A 13,259-nucleotide genomic window follows, 5' to 3' on the forward strand; every position below is an offset into this window, starting at 1 on the left:
GACAACCCTGAGTTTCTCCCAGCACCGTTCCCTGCCACGCCGTTCCCGGATCCCGGTCCGGGCTGACCTACGCTGAGGAGATGCTCACCCGTCAGTTGCTGCTGGCCGCGGCCCGCAGTCCGGCCGCCCGCAGGGCCGTGGTGACCGCACCGCCCGCCCGGGCGCTGGTGCGGCGCTTCATCGCCGGGGAGGACCGCGAGGACGTGCTCCGGGTCGTCGACCGGCTGATCGTGCGCGGGCTCCACGTCAGTGTCGACCACCTCGGCGAGGACACCGCGGACCCGGCCAGGGCCGACGCCGTCCGGGACGAGTACCAGGCGCTGCTGGACCGGCTCGGCGCGGCCGGGACCGGCGGCCGGGCCGAGGTGTCGCTGAAGCTCTCGGCGTTGGGCTCGGCGCTCGGGGCCGACGGCCCCCGGGCCGCGCTGGGGCGGGCCAGGGCGGTCTGCGAGGCGGCTGCGGCGGCCGGCACCACGGTGACCCTGGACATGGAGGGACACAGCACCACCGACGACACCCTCGCCGCCGCGGCCGAGCTGCGGGCCGACTACCCGCGCACCGGTGTGGTGCTGCAGTCCTGTCTGCGCCGCACCGAGGGCGACCTCCGCGAACTGCTGCACGCGGGCTCCCGGGTCCGGCTGGTCAAGGGCGCCTACGCGGAGCACGCCGGAGTGGCCTTCCGGGACAAGGCCGAGGTGGACCGCTGCTACGTGCGCTGCCTGCGGCTGCTGATGGAGGGTCAGGGCTACCCGATGGTGGCCACCCACGACCCCCGGCTGATCGCGATCGCGGGCGCGCTGGCAGTACGGGCCGGACGGCCGCAGGGCAGCTACGAGTTCCAGATGCTCTACGGGGTCCGCTCCGAGGAGCAGCGCCGGCTCGCCGCCGCCGGGGAGACGGTGCGGGTGTACGTCCCCTACGGCGACGACTGGTACGGCTACTTCATGCGGAGGCTGGCGGAGCGGCCGGCGAACCTGGCCTTCTTCCTCCGCTCGCTGGGGCACCGCTGACCGCCGCGCCGGGCTGACCGCCGGACTGACCGCCTGGCGGACGGTTCGGGCCCGGTGTCGGTGCCTGGTGCGAGGATGTGCGCAGCACCGTCGGCACGTTCCGCAGGAGGTCCCCCATGTCGCAGCGAGTCGCCGTCCTCGGCACCGGCAAGATCGGCGAGGCCCTGGTCTCCGGGCTGCTGCGGGCCGGCAAGCCCGCGTCGGACGTGCTGGTCACCGCCCGCCGCCCGGAGCGCGCCGCGGAGCTGCGCGAGCGCTACGGCGTGGAGGCGGTCGGCAACGCGGAGGCAGCGAAGGCCGCCGACACGCTGATCCTCACCGTGAAGCCGCAGGACATGGGCACGCTGCTGGAGGAGCTCGCGCCGTACGTCGGCGCCGACCGGCTGGTGATCTCGGGTGCGGCCGGCGTGCCGACCGCCTGGTTCGAGGAGCGGTTGGCCCCGGGCACGCCGGTGGTCCGGGTGATGACCAACACCCCGGTGCTGGTCGACGAGGCGATGAGCGTCATCTCGGCGGGTTCGCACGCGTCCGAGGAGCACCTGCTGCGTACCGAGGAGATCTTCAAACCGGTCGGCAAGACCCTGCGGGTGCCCGAGTCGCAGCAGGACGCGGCCACCGCGCTGTCCGGCTCCGGGCCCGCCTACTTCTACTTCCTGGTCGAGGCGATGACGGACGCCGGCATCCTGCTGGGCCTGCCGCGCGCAGTCGCCGCCGACATGATCGTGCAGGCCGCGGTGGGCGCCTCGGTGATGCTGCGGGACTCCGGGGAGCACCCGGTGAAGCTCCGCGAGGCGGTCACCTCCCCGGCCGGGACCACCATCGCGGCCATCCGCGAGCTGGAGAACCACGGGGTGCGGGCGGCCCTGCTCTCCGCACTGGAGGCGGCCCGCAACCGCTCCCAGGAGCTGGCCTCCGGCGGGAAGTAGCCGGCGGAAAGCAGCCGCCGCCCGGCCCGTACGCTGGGCGGATGCGCTACGACCTGGTGATCTTCGACAACGACGGCGTGCTGGTGGACAGCGAGCCGATCTCCAACCGGCTGCTCGCGGACTACCTCACCGAGCTGGGCTTCCCGACCACGGTCGAGGACTCCTACCGCGATTTCATGGGCGCCGCCGCCCACACCGTCCATGACGTGATCGCCGAGCGCTACCACGGCGCGCGGCTGCCCGACGGCTTCGATGAGGACTTCCACGCCCGGGTCTTCGCGGCCTTCCAGGAGCAGCTGACGCCGGTGCCGGGCGCGGCCGAACTGCTGAAGCGGGTACGCGAGACCGGGGTGCGCTACTGCGTCGCCTCCTCGGCGCACCACGCCTGGATCCGCACGGCGCTGACCAGGACCGGCCTGTCCGGCTTCTTCACCGAGGAGCAGCTGTTCAGCGCCCAGGACGTGGGCCGGGGCAAGCCCGCCCCCGACCTCTTCCTGCACGCCGCCGCGACCATGGGCGTCGCCCCGGACCGCTGCGTGGTGCTGGAGGACAGCCCGCTGGGCGTCGCCGCGGCCCGGGCCGCCGGCATGGACGTCTACGGCCACACCGCGCTGACCCCGGCGGAGCGGCTGGCGGACGCGACCGGCCTGTACCGGGACACGGCGGAGGCCGCTGAGCTGCTCGGGCTGTAGCCGCAGGAGGTCGGACGGACCGTCAGTCCGGGATCCGGAAGCGGCGGCCGCGCAGCGGGTCGCCCCGCAGTTCGGTGAACCGGAACGGCAGGCCGGCGCCGCTGCCCGGGGTGGGGTGCGAGGTACGGGTCTCCGCACGGAGGTGCAGTGAGGGCTCGGCGCCGTCGCCGGAGTTGCCGACGGCGGCGACGGCGGTGCCGGCCGTCAGGTGCTGGCCGCGCCGCACCCGGATGCTGTCCTGGCGCAGCCAGGAGAGCACGACCAGGGCCCGGCCGGTGTCGATGGCGACGTGGTTGCCCTCGGGGTGGTCCACGGCCAGCAGTTGGGGCGCATGGTCCGGCAGGCCGTCCACCGCGGTCACCACCACTCCGTCGCAGGGGCTGAGCACCGGGTGGCCGAAGATCGCGTAGCGCTCGTTGCCGGCCGGGGCCAGGCCGAGGGCGCGCCGGCCGCGCCACTGCGGTCCGTCGCCGAGCTGGACCAGGTCCACGGCGTGGCGGCGGTGCCGCCCTGCGCCGGTGGCCAGTGACTCCTGGGCGTAGCGGTTGACGGCCGGGCCGCCGCCCTCGACCAGGGTGAAGCAGCCGCCGCGCAGCGGCGAACGGAGCGTCAGCGGGTGTGCGCTGGGGGAGGGGTGGATCGGCCGGCTGCGGTACTGGGTCCAGCCGGCCAGGCCGAGGACCGCCGCGAAGATCAGCAGCTCGGGGAGGCCGGGCACGCCCCAGCGGAGGCCGGGCCCGAAGACCGGCAGCGCCCGCAGCCCGGCCAGCAGGGCCAGGCCGACGGCGGCGACGGGGAGCGCGCGGAACCAGGGCGGGAGCGCGTGGGTGGGGCCGGTGCGCAGGGCGTACCAGGCGAGCGCCGGGGTGGTGGCGGTGAGCAGCAGCCAGCCGGTGGCGGTGCCGCTCACGAAGGGGAGGGTGGCCTCGGCGAGGGCTGCGGCGAGGTAGGCCAGCACCAGCCGGGTCAGTGTGGTCGCCTGCGGCGTGCGGGAGGGGGTGGGAGCGGGAGTGGTGGTGGGGGTGGAGGGTTGCTCGGGGGGTTCGGGTGCGGCGGCTGCGTGGCTGGGCGCGCAGTTCCCCGCGCCCCTGGGGGGTGCGGACGGGACCACGATGCGGGTCTGGGAGGGGACGCCGCCCCTGCGGGCGGTCAGTGCGCCGGGGCCGGTGACCAGGGAGGTCAGGCGGCCGTCCGGGGTGGTCTCGGCCCAAACCGGCTCCGCGCCCTGCGCGAACTGCACCAGGTAGAGCTCGCGCTGTCGGCGCACGCCCCGTACCGCGCCGTGGCGCTCCCGCAGGGTGTCGACCGTCGCCTGCAGCCGCTCCAGCGGCACCCGCCGCAGCAGTTCCGGGCTGAACAGCTCCGGGTCCAGCTGTTCCGCCGTGAAGGCGGTGACCAGGGCCTGCGGCACCGGATCGGCCGGAACGTTGCGGCGCAGCTGGGCCAGCAGGGGGGAGAGGAGTCGGTCGCGGGTGCTCAAGTGATCCTCTTTCTACGGTCGTGCTATCACCGTAGGTAACGAGTGGGGTACGGAGCGGGAGCGACGCTGGTTGCGGCTTGCGATCTTTTGACGGGAAGGGGTTCCGGAACAGAGGGGGAGTCCGTACGCTCGCGCCAATCGGCCGGATACCAGTGAGTAGTAGGGGTGCGACACATGTCGTCAGCAGGGACAACGGAGGTCCCGACGGGGCTGCGCCGCGCGCGGATCGCCCTGCTGGTGAGCTATCTGGCGCAGGGGGCGGTGTTCGCGCTCCTGGTCACCCGCATCCCCTCGATCCAGACCCAGTACGGGATCAGCGACAACCTGCTGCCGGTGTTCCTGGCCGCGGTGCCGATCCTGGCCGGTGTCGGCTCCATCTCCATGGAGTGGGTGGTCAAGAAGACCTCGCCGCGGGCCGTGCTGCGGATCGTCCAGCCGCTGGTCTGCCTGACCCTGCTGGGCGTCGGCGCGGGCGACAACATGGCCGAGGCCGCCGTCGCGCTGGGCGCCTTCGGGCTGATGGTCGGCGGCCTGGACGCCAGCCAGGCGATGTCGGCGGTGGCGCTGCAGCACCGCTACGGCCGCAGCATCATGCAGGGCTTCTACGCCTCCTACAGCCTGGGCGGCATCATCGGCGCCCTGCTGGCCGCGACCGGCTTCACCCAGCTGTCGCTGTTCGGCACCACCACCGCGCTGGCGATCCCGGTCGTGGTGGTCGCCAGCGTCTGGTACGCCGGGCCGCACGAGCTCGGCCACGCCGTCGAGGAGGCCGCCGCGGCCGCCGCGCGGTCGATCCCCTGGAAGCCGCTGCTGCCGCTCTGCCTGGCCATGTGCGTGGCGTACATCGCCGACGCGACGGTCTCCAACTGGAGCGCCAAGTACATGCAGGACCTGCTGCACACCTCCAAGCACATGTACGCGATCCCGTACGCCGCCTACATGGTGGTGATGCTGCTCGGCCGGACCTTCGGCGACGGACGGGTGCAGCGCTGGGGCAGCGTCCGCACGGTCAGCCTCGGCGCGATCGTCTGCGCCGTCGGCTTCGGCCTGGTCTCCGTCGCCCCCGAGCAGTGGACCGCGGTGGTGGCCTTCGCCGTCGTCGGCCTGGGGGTCAGCGTGGTGGTGCCGCAGGTCTTCGCGGCCGGCGGGCGGCTGTTCCCGGGCGCCTCCGACGCGGCCGTGGCGCGGATCAACATCTTCAACTACGTGGGCTTCCTGGTCGGCTCGCCGCTGGTCGGCGGTATCGCCGTCGGACTGGACTACCGATGGGCGATGCTGGTGCCGATGGTGCTGGTGCTGCTGATCCTGCTGGTCGCCAAGTCGTTCGGGGCACCGGCCGTGCAGCTCGCGGAGGCCGATACCGTGGCGGTATGACCCTGCACCAGCCTCCGCCGCAGCGCACCCTGGACCTCTTCTGGGACGACGACGTCACCCGCTACGACTTCGGTCCCGGCCACCCGATGGACCCGGTCCGGCTGGCGCTGACGATGTCGCTGGTGCGGGCCTTCGGGCTGGACCGGCTGCCCAATGTCACCGTGCGCTCGGCCCCGGCCGCCGGGGACTCCACGCTGGCGCTGGTGCACGACCCGGGCTATGTCGCCGCGGTGCGCGAGGTGGCCGGGGGCGGGGTGCCGGACCTGTCGCGCGGGCTCGGCACCGAGGACAACCCGGCGTTCGCGGCCATGCACGAGGCCTCCGCGCTGATCGCGGGGCAGTCGGTGGCCGGCGCCGAGGCGGTGTGGGAGAAGGGCGGACGGGCCGTCAACTTCGCCGGCGGGCTGCACCATGCCATGGCCGGTAAGGCGTCCGGCTTCTGCGTCTACAACGACGCCGCCCTCGCCGTCGCCCGGCTGCTGGAGCTGGGCGCCGAGCGGGTCGCCTACGTGGACGTGGACGTGCACCACGGCGACGGCGTGCAGCAGGCCTTCTGGAACGACCCGCGGGTGCTGACCATCTCGCTGCACGAGCATCCGCGGACCCTGTTCCCGCAGACCGGCTGGGCCGAGGAGACCGGCGGCCCGGAGGCCGAGGGCACGGCCGTCAACCTGCCGCTGCCGGCCGGCACCGGTGACTCCGGCTGGCTCCGGGCCTTCCACGCCGTGGTGCCCGGACTGCTCGCCGCCTTCCGGCCGCAGGCCCTGGTCACCCAGCACGGCGCGGACACCCATGTGGAGGACCCGCTGGCTCATCTGGCCGTCAGCCTGGACGCCCAGCGGGTGGTGGCGGCCGCTCTGGCCGGGCTGGCGGACGAGCACGCCGGCGGGCGCTGGCTGGCGCTGGGCGGCGGCGGTTACGCGGTGGCGGACGTCGTGCCGCGCTCCTGGACCCATCTGGTGGCCATCGCCGCCGGGCACCCCGTCGCGCCGGAGCAGGAGACCCCGGAGGAGTGGCGTGCCGAGGTGATGCGCCGCACCCGGCAGAACGCCCCGCAGCGGATGACCGACGGCATGGCGGCCACCTGGAAGGACTTCGACGGCGGCTACGACCCGGCCGACCGCCTGGACCAGGCCGTGCTGGCGACCCGCAGGGCGGTCTTCCCGCACCACGGGCTGCTGCCCTGACTCTCCCGGGCCCGCCTGAGGGTCTGTCACCGGCCGCTCCCCGCTGGAACACTGGTGCCGTGATCAAAGCCGAGGAGCTCCACGCCCATCTGCTGGACAGCCGGATCGCCGGGGAGGTCGCCACCCCCAGGGAGGACAACCTCAGCAAGTACGCCCGCTTCGCCCGCCGCGACCCGTGGGTGCTGCTGGGCCTGGATCCCGAGGGCGAGTGGACCCAGGACGACGTGCTGGCGCTGATGGCGCGTCGGGCCGGGGTCTCGCCCGACCGGAACCATCGGCAGGGCCAGGACACCATCGACCCGCAGTTGACCATCGACGCCCTGGACGCCGTCGCCGTCGTGGTGGCCCGCACCGCCGAGCGCGGCGGCTCGGTCCTGATGGGCACCGGGCACCCCGGGCAGCTCATCGGGTTCCACTCGGCGCTCGGGGATGCGCTGGAGGCCGCCGGATGCGCTGTGCTCACTCCGGCGCACGGACGTGACTTCCTGATGCACTCGGTACACGGCGAGCGCTCCTGTTCGCTCGACTACGTGCAGCGGGTGGGAGTCGTGAGGGTGTATGAAGGAGCACCCCCGAGTGGAGTGTCGCCCTCCGCAGCAGTGCCCGCGGAAGGCGGTGCCGCCGCCCGGGGCGAGCTCTCCGACCCCGTCCACACCCACTCGCCGCAGCCGGTCAGGATCGCCCTGGCCGCACTCGCCGAGGCTGGTCAGCCCCGTCCTGACCTGCTGCTCGGGGACCACGGTTGGGCCTGCGGGGCCGGCCGGCTCGGGGTCACCTCGATCGGCCTGGCGGACTCCAACGACCCGGGGGTGTTCGTCGCCGAGGCGGAGGGGATGGTCGCGGCGGCGGTTCCGCTCGACGACGGTGTGCGACCGGACTGCTACGAACTGCTGAGCGCCTACGTACTGCAACAGGCTGGTATGTCTCGGTAATCTCGGGCCCCTCCCCCCTCTTCCCACTGGTACCACCCGCACCTACTCTGGGTATACGCGTGTGCTGGCTGGAGTCACCGGAGGGGAAGCCGGTGCCCGTCACACGGATAAGGGTCGGTGTTGTCATGGCGTCTGGAGAGCGGCCTCTGAACGAGGTCAACTTCCTCACCGTGGCGGAAGTCGCCTCGGTGATGCGAGTGTCGAAGATGACCGTGTACCGCCTGGTGCACAGCAGCGAGCTGCCTGCGATCCGCGTAGGCCGCTCCTTCCGGGTTCCGGAGCAGGCGGTCCACGACTACCTTCGCGAGTCCTACGTGGGACGGGAGACCGCGTAGGAGCGAGTCGGCCATCCGGTCGGAGCGCCAGGCAGGAGCATGCGAGCCAGAGAAGCATGCGATACAGAAGCACAGCGCAGCGCCAACGACAGCCCGGCCAGGGGCTCCTGCCCCTGGCCGGGCTGCTGCCCGGGAGCCGGATTACGTCCTGGGGCGAGGTTTCGGTACGCTGGTGGCTTACGTCAGTCGTTTGGACCCAGGTCCCGCTCCGCGGGCATGTCCAGCCCGCTTCTGCGGGTTTTGTCCAGTGAGTGAGGGTTTCTATGGGCTCCGTCATCAAGAAGCGTCGCAAGCGTATGGCCAAGAAGAAGCACCGCAAGCTTCTCAAGCGCACGCGCGTCCAGCGTCGCAACAAGAAGTAGGCCCACAGGGTCTCGCCCGGCCTCCGGGTTCCGCTGCTGCCCGTTCCGACATCCGTCGGGGCGGGCAGCGGCGTTGTTGCGCGAGGTGTCGACATTGCCAGGTAACAGGCGACAGGTAGTCTCCACAGGGAGAGGTCGCCCAGGGGGGTCGGGGACCTCCGCGCCTGAGGCGGGAAGGGACTGTCCGTTGGGTAAGGTCGTGCTCGTCACCGGAGTGGCCCGGCACCTGGGGAGCCGCTACGTCCAGGCGATCCGCCGGCAGCCGGGCGTGGACCTGGTCGTCGGCGTCGATCTGCAGCCCTCCGCGCACGACCTGGACGGGACCACCGATCCGGACCGGCTCGCGGACCTGGCCGAGTACCGGTTCGTCCGGGCCGACATCCGCCGCCCGACCGTGGCCGGAGTGATCGCCCAGTACGGCGTGGACACCGTGGTGCACCTCAACGTCAGCACCACCGCCCTGGGTTCGACCAGCCGGTCGACGGTCAAGGAGACCAACGTCATCGGCACCATGCAGCTGCTCGCCGCGGCGCAGAAGGCGGCCGGTGTGCAGCGGCTCGTGGTCAAGTCCACGACCAGCGTGTACGGCTCGGCGCCGCGCGACCCGGCGGTGTTCAGCGAGCAGATGCAGCCCAAGGTGCTGCCCAGCGGCGGCTTCGCCAAGGACGCCGTCGAGGTCGAGGGCTACGTCCGCGGCTTCGCCCGGCGCCGCCCCGACGTCGCGGTGTGCGTGCTGCGCTTCGCCAACATCATCGGACCGCACGCGGACACCCCGCTCGCCGACTACTTCGCGCTGCCGGTGCTGCCGACCGTGCTCGGCTACGACCCCAGGCTGCAGTTCGTCCACGAGGACGACGCGGTGGAGGTGCTGCGGCTGGCCTCGGTGGACCCCCGGCGCGGAACCACCAACGTGGGCACCTTCAACGTCGCCGGCGAGGGCGTGATGGTGCTCTCGCAGGCCGCCCGGCGGCTCGGTCGGCCCACGGTGCCGATGCTGCTGCCCGCGGTCAGCTGGATGGCCGGACTGGCCCGGCAGACCAGGCTGCTGGACTTCTCGCCGGAACAGATGCGGCTGCTCACCCACGGACGGGTGGTCGACACCACCCAGCTCCGGGAGACGTTCGGCTACCGCCCCGGCTACACCACCGAGCAGGCGCTGGCCGATGTGGCCGGCAGCGGCAGGCCGGGGCTGCTGCGCCCGGAGCAGGTGGCCGGTTGGACTTCGAAGGTGGCCGCGCAGCTGCGGGTCACCGCGCTGCCTGACGGCGGAGGGAAAAGGCGATGAGCTCGGCAAGGGAGCAGGCCGGCACGGCGGGCGGGCCCGCGGGCGACGGCGAGGCGCGGGCCAAGGTCATCCCCATCGGCACCGGGCGCGGCTCACGGGCCGGTCGGGACGGCCGCGGTGCGCGCGGCGGCCGGGCCGCACAGCGGCGTACCGAGGAACTGGCGGACCCGACGGTCCTGGCCGGAGCGGAACCCGGGACGGAGTCAGGGCTGGAGTCCGGGCCGGAGCCTGTGCCGGCGCCCGGGACCGAGCCGGCCGGAGCCGGGGCCGGGACGGGACCTGAGCCCGTGTCGGAGGCCGCCGGAGCGCCGCCGGAGCGGACGCCCGGGCGCGGTGTCGCGGACTCGGTGGCCGACGCGGTAGGCCACGCCCTGGCCGGGCCGCTGGGCGGCCTCGCCGGGCGGCTGCTCGGCCGGGGCTGGGAGGAGCGGGCCGCCGGCGGACTCGGCTTCCTGCGCCGCAGGCTCACCGGGGAGTACGAGGTCGACGAGTTCGGCTTCGACCCCGAGCTCACCGAGAAGGTGCTGCTGAGTGCGGTGCGCCCGCTGGCGGAGAAGTACTTCCGGCTGGAGGTGCGCGGCGCCGAGAACCTGCCCGAGAAGGGCGGTGCGCTGGTCGTCGCCAACCACTCCGGGGTGCTGCCCCTGGACGCGCTGATGACCCAGGTCGCCATCCACGACCACACCCCGACCCACCGTCACCTGCGGATGCTCGCCGCCGACCTGGTGTTCGTGCTGCCCGGCGTCAACGAGCTGGCCCGCAAGGCCGGGCACACCCTGGCCTGCAACGAGGACGCGCAGCGGCTGCTGGAGCTGGGCGAGATCGTGGGCGTCTGGCCGGAGGGCTTCAAGGGGATCGGCAAGCCCTTCGCCGACCGGTACAAGCTGCAGCGCTTCGGACGCGGCGGCTTCGTCTCCTCGGCGCTGCGGGCCGGGGTCCCGATCGTGCCCTGCTCGATCGTGGGCGCGGAGGAGATCTATCCGATGATCGGCAATGCCAGGACGCTGGCCCGGCTGCTCGGGCTGCCCTACGTGCCGATCACGCCCACCTTCCCCTGGCTGGGCCCGCTGGGCGCGGTGCCGCTGCCGACCAAGTGGACCATCCAGTTCGGCGAGCCGATCCCGACCGACAGCTATCCGCCGGAGGCGGCGGACGACCCGATGCTGCTGTTCAACCTCACCGACGAGGTCCGCGAGACGGTGCAGCACACCCTCTACAAGCTGCTGGTGCAGCGGCGTTCGGTGTTCTTCTAGCAGGGTTCCACCAGCAGGACGGGAATGGTTCGGGGCCCGCAGCCAGGAAGGCTGCGGGCCCCGAACCACTCCTGGAGCCAATCCTGCTGTCGCTCAGCTGAGGCCGATGCCGATGCTCGGCAGCAGCCCGGGGATCAGCGGGGGCACGGTCACGCCGTTGCCCGCCGGGCTGGCCGAGGCGCTGCCGGTGGCCGCGGCCGAACTCGTCGCCGAGGGGGTGGCCGACGGGGTGCTGCCGTTGAGCAGACCACCCGTCAGGTTCTGCACCAGACCGCCGCTGCTGCCGGTGCCGGAGGTGGTGCTGCCGGTCGGGGTCGCACTGCTGCCGGTGCCGCTGGTGCTGCCGGTCCCGGAGACGGTGGCACCGCTCGGCGCGGCGCTGCTGCCCGGGGAGCCGCTGTCGCCGGCCCTCGGCGTCGCGCCGGTACCGGTGCCGCCGCTCGGCAGGGCCGCGGTACCGTCGCTGCCGCCCGGCGTCGGCAGGAGCTGCTGCAGCGGGGCGATGTCCTGGCTTATTCCGTCGAGCAGGCTCTGCACCTGACCGGTGGGCCCGGCGAGTTGGCCACCGAGCCGGGGCTCGATCGCGTGCAGGCGCTGCTGCTGCGAGTCGGCGAACGAGGCCAACTGCTGCAGCGGGGCCATGGTGTGGTCCTGCCGGTAGACGGCCTTGAGCAGCTCGCGGCCCTGGCTGCCCTCGCTGTTCATGTCGGTGAGGGCCCGGGAGACCTCGTCCGCGAGGTGCGGGCTGAGGCTCTCGCCCTCGCTCTGGTGCGCCATCAGCTGCTGCGCCTCGGACATCCGGTTGGACGCCTGGTCCAGCAGCAGCCGCCCGCGGGCGGCGTCGGAGCCGGCGAAGTCCAGCTGCCAGTTCTCCAGACCGCGCTTCATCCCGTAGAGCGAGTCGCCGGGCAGGGCCGAGGAGCTCGCCGCGGCGACCCCGCCGAGCGCGCCCACGGCGACCCCGGCGGCCAGTCCGCCGTACGCCAGCCGGCGGCCCCAGCGCGAGCCGGGACGGAACCTGCGGGCGGCCTCGGTGGCCCGGTGCGCGCCCCTGCGCTGGCCGGGGACGGCGGCACCGCCGCCACCGGCGAAGGCCCGCTCGAACTCGGCCATCAGCAGGGCGCGCTGGGTCGACTTCACGGTGGGGTCGAGAGCCGGCGGCGGCAGGGCGCCCAGTGCGTCCACGGCCGCCAGTAGTTCGGTGAACTGACCCTCGCCGGCCGGTTCCTGGTGCGGCGCCCCGATGGGAACCGCGGTGCCGGGGCGGTCCTCCACAGCGTCGGCGAAGGCTCTCGCCCTGCGGTGCTCGAGCACGTTGGCTGTCATGGGCAGCACCTCCTCTCGTCGTTGTCGACAACTCGGCCGACCGGACGGTTGCGCAGTCGTGCCTGGGACCACCCCAAAGGGTGACGCAGGGATCCGGAGGTCCCGGAGCGCTCCGCCGGGGGACCTGAAGGTCCTTGCACCGTGCGCAACGAGCGGAGGGGACGCTCGGTTACGCTTCCGCGATCATGCCCTGCGGCGAAGAAGTGACGGATCATCTGTTCTGAGCGGCTATCTCGCGTCGCTGGGCAGCAGCCGGGCCAGTGTACGCACGGCACGGTACTGGAGGGTCTTGATCGCGCCCTCGTTCTTGCCCATGATCCGTGCGGTCTCCGCCACCGACAGGCCCTGCAGGAAGCGCAGCCGCACGCACTCCCGCTGCTGCGGGTTCAGCCGGTGCACGGCCTCCAGCAGCGCGGCGTTGGACAGCGACTCCAGCACCGAGTCCTCCGGGCTGCGCTCGCACTCGTTGGAGTCGAGCATCTCGCCGGTGGTCACCTCCAGCCGGAAGCGGCTGGACTTGAAGTGGTCGGCGACCAGGTTGCGGGCGATGGTGACCAGCCAGGCGCCGAAGTCCCGGCCCTGCCAGGTGAAGGTGCCGATCCGGCGCAGCGCGCGCAGGAAGGTCTCGCTGGTGAGGTCCTCGGCGGTGGCCTTGCTGCCGACCCGGTAGTAGATGTAGCGGTAGACCGTGTCGGAGTAGTGGTCGTACAGCTGCCCGAAGGAGTCGCTGTCGCCGTCCTGGGCCCGCTCCACCAGTCGCATGATCGGGTTGTCGGCGCTGGAGGGCGTGTCCTCCCGGTCCCAGCCGGCGTTCCTGGTGCGGGAGGAGGCCGGGGAGGTGCGGGTGCGCAGGGCGACCGAGGTGCGCTGCGGCGTGGCCTGGCGGTAGGGCGGACCGTCGGCACCACCGACACCGGCGACGGAGAGGGCGGTGAAGGGACCGAAGTGCTGCTCGCGTACCAGGGTGCGCAGCAGCTCCAGGCCCCCGCCGGCGGGGGCCAGGGAGGATGCAGGCGCGTCGTTCCGGACGTGTGGGTACACGGGACTCCCAGAGGCAGAACTGTTGCAGATCTAGTTGTTGCAGCGCACGCCGTGGT

At 73.0% G+C, this 13,259-nt stretch carries 13 protein-coding genes; 10 read left to right on the forward strand and 3 right to left on the reverse strand.

Annotated elements, in window-relative coordinates:
- Window positions 1–80: 80 nt before the first annotated feature.
- From ABUW04_RS06205 to ABUW04_RS06215, 3 genes are all read left to right on the forward strand, one after another.
- A complete protein-coding gene (locus ABUW04_RS06205) occupies window positions 81–1,010 on the forward strand; it encodes a proline dehydrogenase family protein (protein ID WP_380563495.1) in 930 nt (309 codons plus the stop codon).
- Between the two features lie 116 nt (window positions 1,011–1,126).
- Window positions 1,127–1,936 carry a pyrroline-5-carboxylate reductase gene (proC, locus tag ABUW04_RS06210; RefSeq protein ID WP_380563496.1) on the forward strand — a complete coding sequence of 270 codons (810 nt, stop codon included), beginning with the start codon at window positions 1,127–1,129 and terminating at the stop codon, window positions 1,934–1,936.
- 41 nt (window positions 1,937–1,977) lie between these two features.
- Window positions 1,978–2,628 carry an HAD family hydrolase gene (locus ABUW04_RS06215; RefSeq protein ID WP_380563497.1) on the forward strand — a complete coding sequence of 217 codons (651 nt, stop codon included), beginning with the start codon at window positions 1,978–1,980 and terminating at the stop codon, window positions 2,626–2,628.
- A 22-nt stretch (window positions 2,629–2,650) separates the two neighbouring features.
- On the opposite strand, the gene ABUW04_RS06220 is transcribed toward ABUW04_RS06215, so the two are convergent.
- Window positions 2,651–4,108: a M23 family metallopeptidase gene (locus ABUW04_RS06220; protein WP_380563498.1), complete on the reverse strand. Its 1,458-nt coding sequence runs from the start codon at window positions 4,106–4,108 to the stop codon at window positions 2,651–2,653.
- A 174-nt stretch (window positions 4,109–4,282) separates the two neighbouring features.
- Here ABUW04_RS06220 and ABUW04_RS06225 point away from each other — a divergent pair, with 174 nt between their 5' ends.
- The 7 genes from ABUW04_RS06225 (at window position 4,283) to ABUW04_RS06255 (ending at window position 10,836) form a co-directional block, all read left to right on the forward strand.
- Window positions 4,283–5,482 carry an MFS transporter gene (locus ABUW04_RS06225; RefSeq protein WP_380563499.1) on the forward strand — a complete coding sequence of 400 codons (1,200 nt, stop codon included), beginning with the start codon at window positions 4,283–4,285 and terminating at the stop codon, window positions 5,480–5,482.
- The gene (locus ABUW04_RS06230; RefSeq protein WP_380563500.1) at window positions 5,479–6,669 is read left to right on the forward strand and encodes an acetoin utilization protein AcuC; all 1,191 of its coding nucleotides are present in this window, start codon (window positions 5,479–5,481) and stop codon (window positions 6,667–6,669) included. The genes ABUW04_RS06225 and ABUW04_RS06230 overlap by 4 nt, the downstream gene beginning before the upstream one ends.
- 59 nt (window positions 6,670–6,728) lie before the next feature.
- Window positions 6,729–7,601 carry a phosphatase gene (locus ABUW04_RS06235; protein WP_380563501.1) on the forward strand — a complete coding sequence of 291 codons (873 nt, stop codon included), beginning with the start codon at window positions 6,729–6,731 and terminating at the stop codon, window positions 7,599–7,601.
- Window positions 7,602–7,726: 125 nt separating this feature from the next.
- Window positions 7,727–7,936 carry a helix-turn-helix domain-containing protein gene (locus ABUW04_RS06240; RefSeq protein ID WP_030261033.1) on the forward strand — a complete coding sequence of 70 codons (210 nt, stop codon included), beginning with the start codon at window positions 7,727–7,729 and terminating at the stop codon, window positions 7,934–7,936.
- A 263-nt stretch (window positions 7,937–8,199) separates the two neighbouring features.
- On the forward strand, window positions 8,200–8,298 hold the full coding sequence (locus ABUW04_RS06245) for a 30S ribosomal protein bS22 (protein WP_003948845.1): 99 nt from the start codon (window positions 8,200–8,202) through the stop codon (window positions 8,296–8,298).
- A gap of 187 nt (window positions 8,299–8,485) precedes the next feature.
- Window positions 8,486–9,583, forward strand: coding sequence for an NAD-dependent epimerase/dehydratase family protein (locus ABUW04_RS06250; RefSeq protein WP_380563502.1), 1,098 nt, complete (start codon window positions 8,486–8,488; stop codon window positions 9,581–9,583).
- Complete coding sequence (locus ABUW04_RS06255) at window positions 9,580–10,836, forward strand: lysophospholipid acyltransferase family protein (RefSeq protein WP_380563503.1); 1,257 nt, start codon at window positions 9,580–9,582, stop codon at window positions 10,834–10,836. The genes ABUW04_RS06250 and ABUW04_RS06255 overlap by 4 nt, the downstream gene beginning before the upstream one ends.
- 93 nt (window positions 10,837–10,929) lie before the next feature.
- Here ABUW04_RS06255 and ABUW04_RS06260 read toward each other — a convergent pair whose 3' ends face one another.
- Window positions 10,930–12,162, reverse strand: a complete 1,233-nt coding sequence (locus ABUW04_RS06260; protein WP_030261041.1) for a DUF5667 domain-containing protein — start codon at window positions 12,160–12,162, stop codon at window positions 10,930–10,932.
- A gap of 228 nt (window positions 12,163–12,390) precedes the next feature.
- A complete protein-coding gene (locus ABUW04_RS06265; protein ID WP_380520898.1) occupies window positions 12,391–13,203 on the reverse strand; it encodes an ECF subfamily RNA polymerase sigma factor, BldN family in 813 nt (270 codons plus the stop codon).
- Window positions 13,204–13,259 lie beyond the last annotated feature (56 nt).

Source organism: Streptacidiphilus jeojiensis (genome assembly GCF_042510965.1).
Lineage (GTDB): Bacteria > Actinomycetota > Actinomycetes > Streptomycetales > Streptomycetaceae > Streptacidiphilus > Streptacidiphilus jeojiensis.

Bases quoted from the DNA above. Each gene is read 5' to 3' on its own strand.
- ABUW04_RS06205 (WP_380563495.1), top strand. From the start codon at position 81: ATGCTCACCCGTCAGTTGCTGCTGGCCGCGGCCCGCAGTCCGGCCGCC.
- proC (WP_380563496.1), top strand. From the start codon at position 1,127: ATGTCGCAGCGAGTCGCCGTCCTCGGCACCGGCAAGATCGGCGAGGCC.
- ABUW04_RS06215 (WP_380563497.1), top strand. From the start codon at position 1,978: ATGCGCTACGACCTGGTGATCTTCGACAACGACGGCGTGCTGGTGGAC.
- ABUW04_RS06225 (WP_380563499.1), top strand. From the start codon at position 4,283: ATGTCGTCAGCAGGGACAACGGAGGTCCCGACGGGGCTGCGCCGCGCG.
- ABUW04_RS06230 (WP_380563500.1), top strand. From the start codon at position 5,479: ATGACCCTGCACCAGCCTCCGCCGCAGCGCACCCTGGACCTCTTCTGG.
- ABUW04_RS06240 (WP_030261033.1), top strand. From the start codon at position 7,727: ATGGCGTCTGGAGAGCGGCCTCTGAACGAGGTCAACTTCCTCACCGTG.
- ABUW04_RS06245 (WP_003948845.1), top strand. From the start codon at position 8,200: ATGGGCTCCGTCATCAAGAAGCGTCGCAAGCGTATGGCCAAGAAGAAG.
- ABUW04_RS06255 (WP_380563503.1), top strand. From the start codon at position 9,580: ATGAGCTCGGCAAGGGAGCAGGCCGGCACGGCGGGCGGGCCCGCGGGC.
- ABUW04_RS06260 (WP_030261041.1), bottom strand. From the start codon at position 12,162: ATGACAGCCAACGTGCTCGAGCACCGCAGGGCGAGAGCCTTCGCCGAC.